Here is a 13950-nt window from a genome sequence, read left to right as displayed (position 1 = left end):
GCATGAAGCATGAAGACACGATCGCGGGCCGGATGGCGCGCTGGTTTGACGCGCGCCACGACCACGGGCCTTTCGCAGCGGGGCCGGAAGGACGGCGGCTGGCACGGCTGGCGATTGCCGACACACTGGGTTGCCTGAACGCGGGACGCATGGACGAGACCGTGCGCCACGTGGCGGCGGTGGCGGGCGCGCCCGGCCCGGCCTGGCTGGTGACCGGCGGCAGCGTCGACCCGGCCATGGCGGCGATGGTCAACGGCACCGCAGCCCATGCGCTGGATTATGATGACAACTTCGCCCCAGGCATGTCGCATGCCTCGGCCGTGATCGTGCCGGCGCTGCTTGCGGTCTGCGACATGGGGCGCCCCGGGCGCGATCTGGTGGATGCCTATCTGGTGGCCCTTCAGGCACAGGCCTTCGTGGGCGCGGGCGTGGGGCAGGGGCATTACGCGGCCGGCTGGCACGGAACCTCGACGGTCGGTTCGGTGGGAACGGCCGCCGGCGTTGCCTTCCTGCTGGGCGGCGATACCGAGGCGCTGCGGCGCGCGCTGACGCTTGCCTGCAGTTTCGCCAGCGGGACGAAGGGCCAGTTCGGAACGCCTGCCAAACCCTTTCATGCGGGCCTTGCGGCGCGCAACGCGGTCGAGGCGGCGCGCCTTGCGTTGCAGGGGCTGGAGGGAAGCCCCGTCGCCTTTGAAGGCCCGCAGGGCTTTGCCGAAATGTTCCAGGGTCCGAGCACCCCCGGCTATGATGCGGGCGTGATCGACGCAACCACACGGCATGTGATCGAAACCGCGGGTGTGGTGCCGAAGCTGCATCCGTGCTGCGGCTCGACCCATTTCATCATCGATGCGATTTCCGACATCCGCGCCGAACGCGCCCTTCCCGTGGACGAGATCAGCGCGATCGAGGTCCGCGTCGGCATCGCCAACCGGCGCAACCTGCCCTATGCCTGCCCCGAGGACGAAATGCAGGCGCGCTTTTCCATGAATTACTGCGTTGCGGTTGCCCTGCGCAAAGGGGCCCTGACCCTTGATGATTTCACCCCCTCCAGCGTGCGCCTGCAGCGCGAAGATCCGCTGTTGGCGCGGCTGAACATGACATCCTGGAGCGCCGCCGAGGAAGCGGCGGCCGGAGAGGACACCCGCCTTCCCCATCAGGTCAGGCTGCATCTCGGCTCGGGCGAGGTGATCGCGGCCGAACGGTGCTTTCCGCGTGGAGATCTGCGCGATCCGTTCCCGGATGCCGCAATGCGGGCCAAGTTCCTTGCCTGTTGCGGGCATGCGCCCTGGGCCGAGGCGGTGCATGACTGGCTTCTGGACCTTGACGCGGCCGCGGATCTCAGGCGATGCGCACCGCTTTTCGGCAGATCTGATGCCCCTCGCTGACCCTTGCCCAGAAGCTCTGGGCATAGCGGCTCATGTTGTGCGACCGATAGAGGCGGATTTCGGTCCTGAGGTCGAACTCGGGGCCGCCCGCGCGGACCAGCGCGCCTGACTGCAGATCATCGCCAATCATCATGTGCGGCAGCCAGCACATGCCATGGCCTTGCCGCACCAGCGAATGGATCACCGCCGCCATCGAGTTGTCGCGCACCTTCTGGATCCGCGGCCCAAGCCGTTCGAAGAAGGGTGCAAGCGCCTGCTGGAAGAAACTGCCCCGGGTATAGCCGCAATAGGCAATGGTGCCCGTGCCCTCCAGCGGCCAGATCGGCAGGCCATCGCTGTTCGCCCGGCTTACCGGCACCGCCGTTTCGTGGCCCAGCACGATATAGCGGTGATGCCGCAGCGGCTGAAGATCGGGAACGCGGTCATCGGCGAAGGTCAGCAGGAACTCGGCCTGTCCGCTCAGGAAGTTCCGGATATTGGCGGCAAGCAGCGGTTCGGTATTGAGAAGGTCCACCTGCCAGGGTTCGTCAAGCGCGTGCTGCTCGAGCCAGTCCGGGAAGAAATGCAGCATGAGCGTGCTGAGCGAGATGAGGTGGCATTTCTGGTCCGGGCGCCGCGCCTCGGGATGGCCGATGTAATAGGCCGCCTCCATCTGCTCCAGAATCGACTGGGCCAGCGGCAGAAGGGTCTCGCCCGCCTCGGTCAGCGAAACCGGCTGGATGGCGCGGTCAAAAAGCGGCGCGCCGACATAGGCTTCGAGTGCGGCGATACGGCGCGACAGGGTCGATTGCGACATGCCCCGGTCGCGGGCGGTGGCGGAAAAGTTCCGGCTTTGCACCAGATGCAGGAAATCCTTGAAAAGATCCGTGTTGATCATCGCCCCGCTCTCTGCCCGTTGCCGATCACGTCGCCCCGCTCTTCCGGCTGATGGCCCGCCGGCCCCTGGTCTGGGTCCGGTTGCCTGACGTGCGGGAGCCCGGGCAGTTCTGCCTGTCGTCGAAAGCGTGCCCTTGGTCACGGGCAGCGCCCTGGGCTTCTGTTTCGCTTACCGCGGATCGGCTGGCAAGACACCTCCTGCAGGACGCTCGGCGGTCGCGGCCCTTGCCCCGTCTGCCCCCCGCGGCGCACTGCCGTTGGCGCAGGCATTGCCGCGCCGGCCCCGGCCGGGAACTGCGTCGGCGCGCCTGCAGGATGGCCCGCACCGGAACCGGCATGCAACGGCGCCGGAGTGCAGTCGCCGTTGCCCGGCCCCGACGCCTTGATCCGGGGATGCCCGCAGCATGCGGAAACGACCTGCGCAGCGGTGGCGGATCGCAGAGCCGTCGGGCAGCCCGCCCCTGCTGAACGCCGCCGCTCGCGTCAGGAAGCTACCAGATGGCCCGCGCCCAGATCGCGCAGTATGACACGTTCGGGGCCGGAGCCGAGCGGATGAACCGGGCTTGGCACTTCGCCGGCCAGGCGCAGCTGCACCGGCGGGCTGCGCGTCGGGTCGGGGATCGGCACGGCCTCGATCAGGCGGCGTGTGTAGGGGTGGCGGGGGTTGCCGAACACCTGATCCCGGGTTCCGGTTTCGACGATCTGCCCCAGATACATCACCGCGACCCGGTCAGCGACGTTTTCCACCACAGCCATGTCATGCGAGATGAACAGATAGGCGACGCCGGTTTCCTGCTGCAGATCCCGAAGAAGGGCCAGAACCCGCGCCTGGACCGAGACATCGAGCGCCGAAACGCTTTCATCGAGGATGATGAGCCGCGGCCGCAAAGCCAGGGCCCGCGCGATGCAGATTCGCTGCCGCTGACCTCCGGAAAACTCGTGCGGATAGCGGTCCAGATGTTCGGGCGAGAGGCCCACGCGTTCGAACAGGGCCGCGACCGTTGTGCGCCGTTCGGCCCTGGTGCCGATGCCATGGATCACCAACGGCTCGGCCACCAGATCGCCGACGCGCATCCTGGGATCGAGTGCCGCCATCGGATCCTGGAAGACGATCTGCACGTCGCGGCACAACGCCTTGCGCCCGGCGCGGTCAAGGCCCGCGACGGAACGGCCTGCGATTTCGATCCGGCCGTGATGGGGCACGAGGCCCGCAAGGGCGCGGGCGATGGTGGATTTGCCGCAACCGGATTCCCCCACCAGGGCGAAGGTTTCGCCAGGACGGATGTCGAAGCGCACTTGTTCGACGGCGTGAACCCGGTGCGTCACGCCGCCCAGGACGCCGCCGCGAATGTCGAATGTCACGCGGAGTTCATTCACGGCTGCGACGGGCGGATTTCCGGGTTCTGCCGGCGATTGGCGGCCGCGTTCCGCGCCCGCGCCCAGCCGCGGAACGGCCGCCAGCAGCGCCCGGGTATAAGGATGTTCGGGTGCCGCGAAAAGCTGTCGCACCGGCCCTTCCTCGACCATGCGGCCCTGCTGCATGACGATCACCCGGTCGGCCATCTCGGCCACGACACCCATGTCATGCGTGATGAGGATGATTGCGGTGCCGGTCTGGCGCTGCAGGTCGCGCATCAGGTCCAGCACCTCGCGCTGAACGGTGACATCAAGCGCCGTCGTCGGTTCATCGGCAATCAGCACATCCGGCCGAAGCGCGAGCGCCATCGCAATCATCACCCGCTGGCGCATGCCGCCCGAGAGTTCGTGCGGATACTGGGCCAGCCTGCGTTCCGGCTGCGAGATGCGCACGGCCTTCAGTGCCGCCAGCGCTTCGTCCCGCGCCGCCCGCCGCGAAAGGTCGGAATGCGCGCGGATCGCCTCGGTCACCTGCGTTCCGATCGTTAGCACCGGGTTGAGCGAGGTCATCGGTTCCTGAAAGATCATGGCGATGCGATTGCCCCGCACCGCCTGCAGGCGGCGTTCCGGCAGCCGCGTCAGATCCGTGTCGCCCAGATGAATTGCCCCGCCCGTCACCCGGACGGCAGGCGGCGGCAGCAGCCCCATGATCGCAAGCGAGGTGATCGACTTGCCCGAGCCGCTTTCGCCGGCAATGGCGAGGGTCTCGCCGCGGGCAAGGCTGAAGGACAGGTCCTGCACCAGCGGGCGCAACCCTCCCTCGGTGCTGACCGAAACCTCCAGCCCCGCGACTGTCAGAACCGGCCCGGTGGTCATTCGAAGACGCAGCGCGGAAAGTAGAAGCTGACAACCCAGTTCGGGGCGTCCACGATTTCGGAAATCCGCAGGTCGCCGCAGGTCGAAACCAGCATGTAGGCATCGACCGCGGAAAGGCCGCGCGTGGCGCAGAGAAGGTCGATCATCCCTGAAACCGCGTCGCGCGCCCCGGACATCAGGTCGGGGCCGATGCCGGTGGTGACCTCATAGCCCTTCGCATCCAGATGCCGTGTCACAGGCCCCGGGGTGGTGAAGCGCGGCATCTTCAGGTTCGCGTCCTTCACCAGATCCAGCGTGAGCACCACATCCATCGGGCTTTCGATGGCGGTCCCGCAGACTTCGCCGTCGCCCTGCGCGGCATGGGTATCGCCCACGCTGAACAGGGCGCCCGCAACCTCGACCGGCAGGTAAAGCGTGGTTCCGGCCGCAAGATCGCGGATATCGAGGTTCCCGCCCACCCGCCGCGGCGGCACCACCGAATGCAGCCCCGTTTCGGCAAGCGCGTTGCCGATCGTGCCTGCAAAGGGCTTGAGCGGCACCCGCCCCTGCGACCCGAACAGGGCCGGCTCCATCGCCTCGGGGTCATATTTCCAGATCGTCAGCGCCGGGTCGGGGAACTGGTCGGACAGAAGGCCGAAGCCGGGGATGTTCGCCGTCCATCCAAAACCCGAAGGTTTGAAGCTGTCGATGGTGATCTTCAGCGCATCGCCCGGTGCGGCGCCTTCGACGAAGATCGGGCCCGAGACCGGATTGATCTTGCCGAAGTCGAGTCCTGCCACATCGGCCACGGTCGAGGACGCGCCAAGCTGGCCCGCCGAACTGTCATGGCAGTGGAACAGGATGGTGGCGCCGGGTTTCACCCTTTGCGCCGGGACAAGCGTGTTGTCCCAGCCAAAGTGATGTTGCGCACCATGAATGGTGTAGTTGCAGGTCTTGCACATGTTATTCGGTCACATAAACGTAGTCATAGTTGACGGGGATCGCGACGGGATCGACGTAAAGCGCGTCATCGCCGCCCATGCGGGGTGATTTCATGGTATAACGCTGCTCGTTGAACACGGGCACCCAGGGCGCGTCTTCCATGACGCCCATGTAGACATCCGACCATTTCGCAAGCCGGGCGTCGGCTTCGTCCTCACCGGTCATGCTGTCGGCCTCGACCGCCATCGCATCCAGCGCGGGGTTGCAATACCAGGACCAGTTCCAGCCCCCCTCAACCGCCCCGGCGCAGCCCAATATCGGGCCGTAGAAGTTCGACGGATCGGGAAAGTCCGCGATCCAGGCCATGCCGCCCGACCAGATCATCGGTGCGCCGCCGGGGGTGCCGCCGGCCTCGATCACGTTTGCCTGCGCAAGCGACAGGATCTGCAGCTGGATGCCGATCGCCGCCAGATCCTGCTGGATGGCCTGGGCGATGCGCGGGTTCGGATCGGTGTTCATGACGTAAAGCTCGGTCGCGAACCCATCCGCAAGGCCTGCCTCGGCCAGCAGCGCCTTCGCGCCCTCCACATCATAGGCATAGCCCTCGTAGCCCTCGGTATAACCGGGCATCGACGGCGGCAGCGGCTGGTTCGCCGGCACCGCGCGGCCGTTGATGATCTGGACGATCCGGTCCTTGTTGATCGCCATGTTGATCGCGCGACGCACCTCGGGGCGGTCGAAGGGCTCCATCGTCACGTTCAGCGTGATGTAGCCGGTGTGCAACTGGCCGCCGATCACGACGCGTTCGGCCTGCGCGGGATCGTTCATCACCTCCTGGAACTTGGCGGGCGGGATGCCGTCGCCGGGGATATCGACCTCGCCATTCTGAAGGCGCAGAAGCGCCACGACCGGCTCTTGCCCGACTTCGAAGGTGATCGTGTCCAGGTAGGGCAGGCCAGCGCGCCAGTAGTCCGCGTTCTTCTCGAAGACGACGCGCTGGCCGATGGTCCAGTCGGCAAGCCGGAAGGCGCCGGTTCCCACGGGCTGCTTGCCGAAGTCGTCACCGGCTGCTTCGACGGCCTCTTGCGGAACGACCGAGGCGAAGTTCAGCGCGAGCACATGCAGGAAGGTGGCATCGGGACGCGAAAGCCGGATCTCGACGGTCTGCGGGTCGATGACGGTCACCCCCGAAAGGCTGTCGGCCGCGCCGCTTTCCACTGCCTCGAATCCCTCGATCATGCCGAAGAAGCCCGCGCCGGGCGATTGCGTTTCGGGGCGCGTCACGCGATCGAGCGAATACTTGACGTCCTCGGCCGTCATCTCGCGGCCGTTGTGGAAGGTCACGCCGGAGCGCAGCCGGAAGGTATAGGTCAGCCCGTCCTCCGAGACGTCGTAGCTTTCTGCGAGGCCCGGGCGAAGATCGGTGGTACCGGGCACGTAATCCATCAAGCCGTCGAACAGTGACTTGATCATCGACCAGTTCTGCCAGTCATAGCCGATCGCCGGATCAAGCGTCGCCACGTCGTCCTTGTAGGTCACCACGATCCCGCCGCCCGGGGTCGCATTGGGGTCAAGGTGATCATCCTGCGCAAGACCCGGCGTGGCCAAGGTCAGGGCCAGGGCAGTGCTGCAAAGCCAGTATTTCATGTCTCGTCTCTCCTGTTGTGGTTGTTTCAGCGCAGCTTGATGCGTGGGTCGATGAAAGGGGTGACAAGATCGGCAAGAAGATTGCCGAGGACGATGGCAAGGGCGGAAACCAGCGTGACCCCCATGATGATCGGAATGTCGACGCGCTGGATCGCCTGCCAGGCCAGTTGGCCGATCCCGGGCCAGCCGAAGACGCTTTCGACCACGACAAGCCCGCCCATGAAGATGCCGATGTCGATGCCGATCATGGCGATGATCGGCAGGATCGCGTTCGGCAGCGCGTGGCGCAGGACCACCCGTCCCCGCGACAGCCCCTTGGCCCGCGCCGTGCGGATATAGTCCTGACGCAGAACCTCGATCATCGAGGAGCGCATCATCCGGCTGTACCAGCCCGACCCCATGATCCCGAGCGACACCGCCGGCAGCACCAGATGCGCAAGCGTGCCATAGCCCCCGATCGGGAACCAGCGCAGCTGCACCGCAAAGACGTAAAGCAGCAACAGGCCCACCACGAACTGCGGCGCCGAAACGGCGACGAAGGAGGAGATCATCAGCGCCTGGTCAGCCACCCGCCCGCGGCGCAGCGCCGCGATGATGCCCATGCCAAGGCCCAGAAGCAGTTCGCAGAAGATCCCTGCCGCCATCAGTTGCAGCGTCGCCGGCAACCGTGCCGCAATCAGGGCCGAAACCTCGGAGCGCTGCAGATAGGAGCGCCCCAGATCCCCCTGCACGAGCCCCGCAAGGTAGCGCCCGTATTGCACCAGAAACGGCTGGTCGAGGCCAAGCTGCTCGCGGATGTTCTGCACGGTCTGCGGCGTGGCGGATCGTCCGGCGATCTGGCGCACCGGATCTGCAGGCAGCACGTACAGCAGGAAGAAGGTGATGAAGGACACGCCCAGCAGGATGAGGGCAGCCTGTATCAGACGGCGGGCAAGATAGACGGCCATCAGTCACGCCCCCTCTGCGTCGGGTCCAGCACGTCGCGCAATGCATCGCCCAGAAGGTTGAAGGCCAGCGCCAGCATCAGGATCGCCAGCCCCGGAAAGAACACGAGCCAGGGCGCGGCCTGAAACCAGGTCTGGTTCTCGAAGATGATGTTGCCCCAGCTCGGGACCGGCGGCTGAACGCCGACACCAAGAAAGCTCAGCGTCGCCTCCAGCAGGACGGTCGTCGAAATTCCCAGCGTGCCCCAGACGATGATCGTGGGCACCAGATGCGGCAGGATGTGCAGGCCAAGGATGCGGAAGGTGCCCGCGCCAAGGGTGCGTTCAGCAGCGATGAACTCGCGCTCGGCCAGCGAGGTCGTCTCGGTATAGATCACCCGCGCGGTCTGCACCCAGTTCACCAGCGCAATCACCATCACCACGATCCAGAGCGAGGGCCGGAAGATCGCCGCCAGGCAGATCGCCAGAAGAAGGGCGGGGAATGCCATCATCAGGTCGGTGAAGCGCATCAGCAAGGTGCCCAGCCAGCCCCGGAAATATCCCGCTGTCACCCCGATCACCGTCCCGATCAGCAACGCAAGCCCGTTTGCCACGATTCCGATCACCAGCGAGGTCCGGGCGCCATACAGGATGCGGGTCAGAAGGTCGCGGCCCAGAAGGTCGGTCCCCAGGGCAAAGGCGCCGCCGGGCGGCATTGGCGCGCCCTCCAGCGTCAACCCGTCGAAATACTGTTCATTGGGGGCGTGGGGTGTCAGCCAGGGGGCAAGAAGGGCGCCCAGCACCGCGATCACGATGATGGCGAGGCCGATCAGCGCCAGCGGACGCCGAGAGAGTCGGCGCAGGGCGCCTGCGGGCGGTGGAAGCGGATCAGCCGTGTGTGCGGTCATTCCCGTCGTCCTGCATCTGTTGCGCCACGATCCGGGCGGCGGCATCCTCGATCGGTTCGCGCCAGGCCATCGCAAGCTGGCGCAGTTGCGCATAGGCCTCGATCTCGCATTTCCCGCGCGCAGCCAGCAGTGTCACCGCCTGCACCACCGTCTGTCGGCCGGCGAGCCGGCGCCGCAGATCGGCGATCTCCGCCGACAGGGCGCGGCGTGCCTCGAAGGCCTGTCGCGCAATCAGAAGCGCGCTGTAGGCGCCGTTGGTGCCGACCGGTTTCAGCAGCTGCGCATGCGCCCCCTGGGCCAGGGCCCATTCGATCCGGCCTGGCGCCTCGGAGCCGATCATCGCGACCATCGGCATGGGCGATTCCCCCGCACGCCAGGGGAACTGCTGGTCATAGCCCATGTCAGCGTCGAAAAAGATGAAGTCGGCCGCCAGTGCCTCGGGTCCAGGATCGGGCCAGCTTTCGGTCACGCGCAGGCCGATGGCCACAAGCTGGCGCGCAAGCGCCTGCACGTTCGGATGGGGCCGGTGCAGGATCACCACCCGGGCGCCACCCAGTTCGGGGATGCGAAACCCTCGCCTCATGACACGACCGTCAGCCGCGGCGCGGGCGGAACGCTGCGCCGGTTTCGGTGCGAGAGGTAGGGATCGCCCGCCACGGCTGGAAGCTCGGCCCGGACCGCAAAGGCCCCGTTCTCGATCTGCGCGATCAGCACCGGCAGCGTCGTGTGATGCGTTTGCGGGTCGATGGCGCCGGGCCGCCCCTTAAGAAGCTGCACGAGCGGGAGCATCTCGGCCCCGGGGCGATGCGCCAGCAGGGCGGCAAGTTCGCGAACCGCGGCATAGGCTGCGGCCTCGTGCGAACTGCCGAAAGGGGCGCCCCAGGCAGGCCACCCGGTGGCGCCTCGGAAATAGGGGCCGGCGGCGACGAGGCCCTCGCCGGCCGTGCCAAGGGCGGGCAGTTCGCATTCGGTCACGTTGCACGACAGGACCGGACAGCGGGCAGGCAGGAAATGCGGGTCTTCGCGGCCCAGAGCGGCATAGGCCCGCATGAAGGTGTAGGAGGACGGGCCGATCAGCGAATTCAGGATGAAATCCGGCCGCGTCGCGCGGATCTCGGCCAACAGGCGATCCACATCGGTCGATCCGAGCGGCAGGTAACGTTCGCCCAGCACCTCGCCGCCTGCATCGCCGATCACCTGTCGGGCGATGCGGTTCATTTCCCATCCCCAGATGTAGTTGGATCCGGTCAGGTATCCCCGCCGTCCGTGGTGCGGAAAGACCCAGTCCAGAAGCGGAACAAGGTGCTGGTTCGGGCAGGCATGGGTATAGGCCACGCAGTCCGCTGCCTCGAACCCTTCGTAGGGGATGGCATACCAGAGGGTTCCACCGGCCTTTTCCAGCGTCGGGATCACCTCCTTGCGGCTCCAGGAGGTGACACAGCCAACCACATGCCGCGCCGTGGTATCGCGCAGGATTTCTTCGCAGAGCGGGCCGTAAAGGTCGATATTTCCTCTGGGATCACGTTCGACAGGTACAAGCGTCAGATCCAGTGCCGGATCGGCGTTGACCGCGGCCATCGCCCGGAGTGCACCGGTGCGCGCGGCCTGGGCGAGAAGCGCATAGCTCCCTTCCAGCGAATAGAGCAAGCCGATCTCGACGCGCCGCCGCATGCTGCCTCCAATGCCAAAAGCGCCGGCCAGGGCGCCGGTGCGGGACGGCCTGGAACGGGGCATGAGTGCCGGTCGGTTTTTCCGAATGTGTCCTCAGCTAGGCCCGTGGCGGAACCCACGTCAAGCAGAGATTTCGATGGCGGGCTTGCCCGAAGGCAAAGGCCGGAAATGCTCAGATCGGGGGCAGGGTTTTCGACGCGTGCCACAAGAATGGGCAGAGACGGCGGCCCACCGCAGGTCGCATGCAGAGAAGTGCTGCCGGGAGGTGGGCGGGAGGACCGGCGCGGCCATGAAGTGATGCACGCGCTTTCGGCAGGAAAGGCGGATTCACCACGCGTTACGACTCTCGCGCCAAGACGCCGTTGCCGCGACGCGGACGATGACGCCGGTTTGTCGCGTTCACGACAGGCTTTTTCCTGTGCGCTACGCGGCCCGGGAGGATGTGCTGAATCCGCTTGGGCGCGCCCCGATTTGCGCCCGATCGCCAACGTCAGAAAACCCGAAACGCGCAGGACCGAGTGCCTGCCCGGGCGGCGGAGCGCAGGGCACCGCCAGACGCTACGGGGGCAAGCCTGTCTCCGTGACCGCACCGGAAATCCGCTTGAAGGCGGATCCGCGCCTTTTGGCCCGGCCGGGGCAGGACGCCCGCCCGATCTGTTCCAAGGCAAGAGGTGTCAGCGCGCAGCCTGCCACCCGCGACAGGTGATGGCGGCGGCGGGCGTCACCAGCTTTCCGGGTGCGCGCCTCACACGCGGTTCGCGGTCAGATGCACAAGCTGCGCGCCGATTTCGTAATAGGCTTCGCGGGCGGTGCGGAAGCGGGCCGGCGCCGGATCGGTGCGGGGCAGGGGCAGGTCATCCTCGCTGATCCGGCCCAGAAGCAGTTCGGACGCCAGTCGGCCAAAGACGGTCCCGGGTGCAATGCCCCGACCGTTGTAGCCACTGAACGAGATGATGCCCGGCGCCAGCCGGTGAAAGCGCGGCAGGTTGTCGGCGGTCATGCCGATCTGGCCATACCATTCGGACTCGAAGGCCACGCCCTCGAGCTGCGGAAAGATGCTGCGGATGGCGCGGCGCGCCCAGTTCCGGTGCAGGGCGGCGCCCGGTCCGCGCAGCGCACCGACGCTGCCGAAGACCAGCCGGTTTTCCCGGTCAAAGCGGAACGACGACAGCACCTCGCGCGTGTCCCAGGCGCCCTGACGTTCGGGCAGGACCGAACGGGCCAGATTGTCCGACAGCGGCACCGTCGCGATGTTGAAATAGGGCAGACGCACCTGTTCGGTGGCCAGTTCCGGAAACACCCTGGTGGTATAGGCATCGGTCGCCATCAGCACCTGCCGCGCATGCACCCGCCCTTCCGGCGTCACAAGCTGCCAGCCGGCGTCAGCCTGCTGCAACGCCCCCACGGGTGTGCGGGTATGGATCACGGCACCTGCCTTCAGCGCGGCACGGGCAAGGCCCCGCGCATAGGCCAGCGGTTGCACCGTGCCCGCGCGCAGATCCAGTAGCGCCCCGGCATAGGCGCGCGATCCGATCCGCGCCTCGGCCTCCCGGGCATCCAGAAGATGCACCGGCGCGCCGCGGCTTTGCCACTGGACGGCGCGGTCGCGCAGCTCGGCCATGCCCGCCGCGCCCACGGCGCAATGCAGCGTGCCGGTGCGGACCGCTTCGCAGTCGATGTCATGGCGGGAGATCAGGTCGAATACCTCGCCCGGCCCATCCCCGAGGGCGCCAAGCAGCCGGTCGCCGTGAACCGCCCCCAGAACCCCGGGCAGGGTATCGGGCATGACCCACATGCCGGCATTCACCAGCCCGACATTGCGCCCCGCACCGCCAAAGCCGATTTCGGCCGCTTCGAGCACCACGGCGCTCGCCCCGCCTTCCGCAAGATGCAGCGCCGCCGAAAGCCCGGTGTATCCCGCCCCGATCACGGCGACATCGGCGGTAATCTCACCCGAAAGCGGGGCGGTTGCGGGCGCCTCGGGGGCGGATTTCTCCCATAGGCCGTGAGAGCGGGGATCGTTGAGCATGTGGGTCTCCGTGCAGATAGACCAGTTTCGCCGCTTGCACGCGCGCTGCAAAGCGAAGATTGATCCAGAGGTCATGCCCTGGAGGAATGAGATGCAGATCCCGCGCCGTTTCCTGCCCTCGCTTGCGCTTCTGACGGCGTTCGAGGCCGCGGCCCGCACCGAAAGCGTGACCGAGGCGGCGCGTGAACTGTCGTTGACCCAAAGTGCCGTGTCGCGCCAGATCCGGGCGCTGGAGGCGCAGCTTGGCGTGACGCTGTTCCTGCGCGAACGGCAGACGATCCGCCTCACAAGGGCGGGGGCAGCCTATGCGCGCGAGATCCGCGATGCCTTGCGCAAGATCAGCACGGCCTCGCTGAACCTGCGTGCCAATCCCGCGGGGGGCACGCTGACGCTTGCCGTGCTGCCGACCTTCGGCACCCGCTGGCTGGCGCCGCGGTTGGGCGGGTTCCTCGCGCTGCACCCCGAGGTGGGGGTGAATATCGTCACCCGGCTTGCCCCTTTCGATTTCGCGCTCGAGGCGGTGGATGCCGCAATCCACTTCGGCCATGCGGACTGGGCCGGGGCCGAGATGATGCTGTTCCGACACGAGGATGTCGTGCCTGTCTGCAGCCCCGCCCTCGCGGCGCGGTTCATCGTCCGGGTGCCGGCTGATATCCGGCGCGCGCCGCTTCTGCATCTGGTATCCCGCCCGGATGCCTGGGAGCGGTGGTTCATCGCGCAGGGGGTGGATGCGGCGGATGTGCGCGGGATGCTTTTCGACCAGTTCACCCTGGTGATCGAGGCGGCGAAGGCGGGGCTGGGCGTGGCCCTGCTGCCGCGGTTCCTGATTGCCGACGAGCTTGCGGCGGGAAGCCTGCAGCCCCTGAGCGACAGCCCCCACCCCGCGCCCGAGGCCTATTACCTGTGCTGGCCGCCTGATCGGGCCGACCATCCGCCGCTGATCGCCTTCCGGGCGTGGCTGGCCGAGACCAGTGTCCGCGACGGCGCGGGGCCCTGAGCAGCAGCAAGCCCCGTTGGCAGGCTGCGCGGGCCCCGCAAGGCGCGGCCGCCTCCTCTGCATCGATCGGGATCGTCGCTTCAACGCCCGGCGCGGCAAGCCTGCCTCCAGGGTTGCGTCATCCGGCTCCATGGCCCATGGCGCCGAAGCACGGCGCGCGCGGTGGCTCCGGTTCGGCAATCGGCCGCAGGGTCGGCTGCGCATCCGGCTCGGGTATCGGCGTTGCCTTCCCCTTGCGGCATTGCCGTGGCGCCGGCAGTGACGGCCGCTGTCGCCGCCTTGGCGGATGATGCTTTGCTTGAAGGAACCGCGCTGCCCAGCCGTCAGGGGCCCAAGGCAGCGTCGCGTTGGTGCCCGATGA

The 13950-nt window shown here is 67.1% G+C and carries 11 protein-coding genes; 2 read left to right on the top strand and 9 right to left on the bottom strand.

Going from position 1 to position 13950, the window contains the following annotated elements; genetic code table 11:
- Positions 1-2 precede the first annotated feature (2 nt).
- Complete coding sequence (locus ACFQXB_RS09520) at positions 3-1385, top strand: MmgE/PrpD family protein (RefSeq protein ID WP_377402694.1); 1383 nt, start codon at positions 3-5, stop codon at positions 1383-1385.
- Here ACFQXB_RS09520 and ACFQXB_RS09515 read toward each other — a convergent pair.
- The 9 genes from ACFQXB_RS09515 to ACFQXB_RS09475 form a co-directional block, all read right to left on the bottom strand.
- Positions 1339-2262 carry a LysR family transcriptional regulator gene (locus ACFQXB_RS09515; protein ID WP_377402691.1) on the bottom strand — a complete coding sequence of 308 codons (924 nt, stop codon included), beginning with the start codon at positions 2260-2262 and terminating at the stop codon, positions 1339-1341. The two genes, ACFQXB_RS09520 and ACFQXB_RS09515, sit on opposite strands and share 47 nt — an antisense overlap.
- A 482-nt stretch (positions 2263-2744) precedes the next feature.
- Entirely contained in the window at positions 2745-4493 is a 1749-nt protein-coding gene (locus tag ACFQXB_RS09510) for an ABC transporter ATP-binding protein (protein WP_377402688.1), read from the bottom strand.
- Positions 4490-5434 (bottom strand): acetamidase/formamidase family protein, encoded by a 945-nt coding sequence (locus ACFQXB_RS09505; protein WP_377402685.1) that lies wholly within the window; start codon positions 5432-5434, stop codon positions 4490-4492. Before ACFQXB_RS09505 ends, ACFQXB_RS09510 begins: the two co-directional genes overlap by 4 nt.
- Position 5435: 1 nt before the next feature.
- Positions 5436-7061, bottom strand: coding sequence for an ABC transporter substrate-binding protein (locus ACFQXB_RS09500; RefSeq protein WP_377402682.1), 1626 nt, complete (start codon positions 7059-7061; stop codon positions 5436-5438).
- A gap of 26 nt (positions 7062-7087) precedes the next feature.
- Complete coding sequence (locus ACFQXB_RS09495; RefSeq protein ID WP_377402679.1) at positions 7088-8008, bottom strand: ABC transporter permease; 921 nt, start codon at positions 8006-8008, stop codon at positions 7088-7090.
- Positions 8008-8892, bottom strand: a complete 885-nt coding sequence (locus tag ACFQXB_RS09490) for an ABC transporter permease (protein WP_377402676.1) — start codon at positions 8890-8892, stop codon at positions 8008-8010. Before ACFQXB_RS09490 ends, ACFQXB_RS09495 begins: the two co-directional genes overlap by 1 nt.
- Complete coding sequence (locus ACFQXB_RS09485) at positions 8873-9475, bottom strand: ANTAR domain-containing response regulator (RefSeq protein ID WP_377402673.1); 603 nt, start codon at positions 9473-9475, stop codon at positions 8873-8875. Before ACFQXB_RS09485 ends, ACFQXB_RS09490 begins: the two co-directional genes overlap by 20 nt.
- Entirely contained in the window at positions 9472-10563 is a 1092-nt protein-coding gene (locus ACFQXB_RS09480; protein WP_377402670.1) for a transporter substrate-binding protein, read from the bottom strand. The genes ACFQXB_RS09485 and ACFQXB_RS09480 overlap by 4 nt, the downstream gene beginning before the upstream one ends.
- Positions 10564-11308: 745 nt before the next feature.
- Positions 11309-12592 (bottom strand): NAD(P)/FAD-dependent oxidoreductase, encoded by a 1284-nt coding sequence (locus tag ACFQXB_RS09475; protein ID WP_377402667.1) that lies wholly within the window; start codon positions 12590-12592, stop codon positions 11309-11311.
- A 91-nt stretch (positions 12593-12683) separates the two neighbouring features.
- On the opposite strand from ACFQXB_RS09475, the gene ACFQXB_RS09470 reads away from it, so the two are divergent.
- Entirely contained in the window at positions 12684-13589 is a 906-nt protein-coding gene (locus tag ACFQXB_RS09470; protein ID WP_377402664.1) for a LysR family transcriptional regulator, read from the top strand.
- Positions 13590-13950 lie beyond the last annotated feature (361 nt).

It is taken from the genome of Halodurantibacterium daqingense (assembly GCF_042666235.1).
GTDB lineage: Bacteria > Pseudomonadota > Alphaproteobacteria > Rhodobacterales > Rhodobacteraceae > Halodurantibacterium > Halodurantibacterium daqingensis.
The sequence above is the reverse complement of the archived record's forward strand: the minus strand, read 5'-3'. Positions and strand labels throughout refer to the sequence as shown.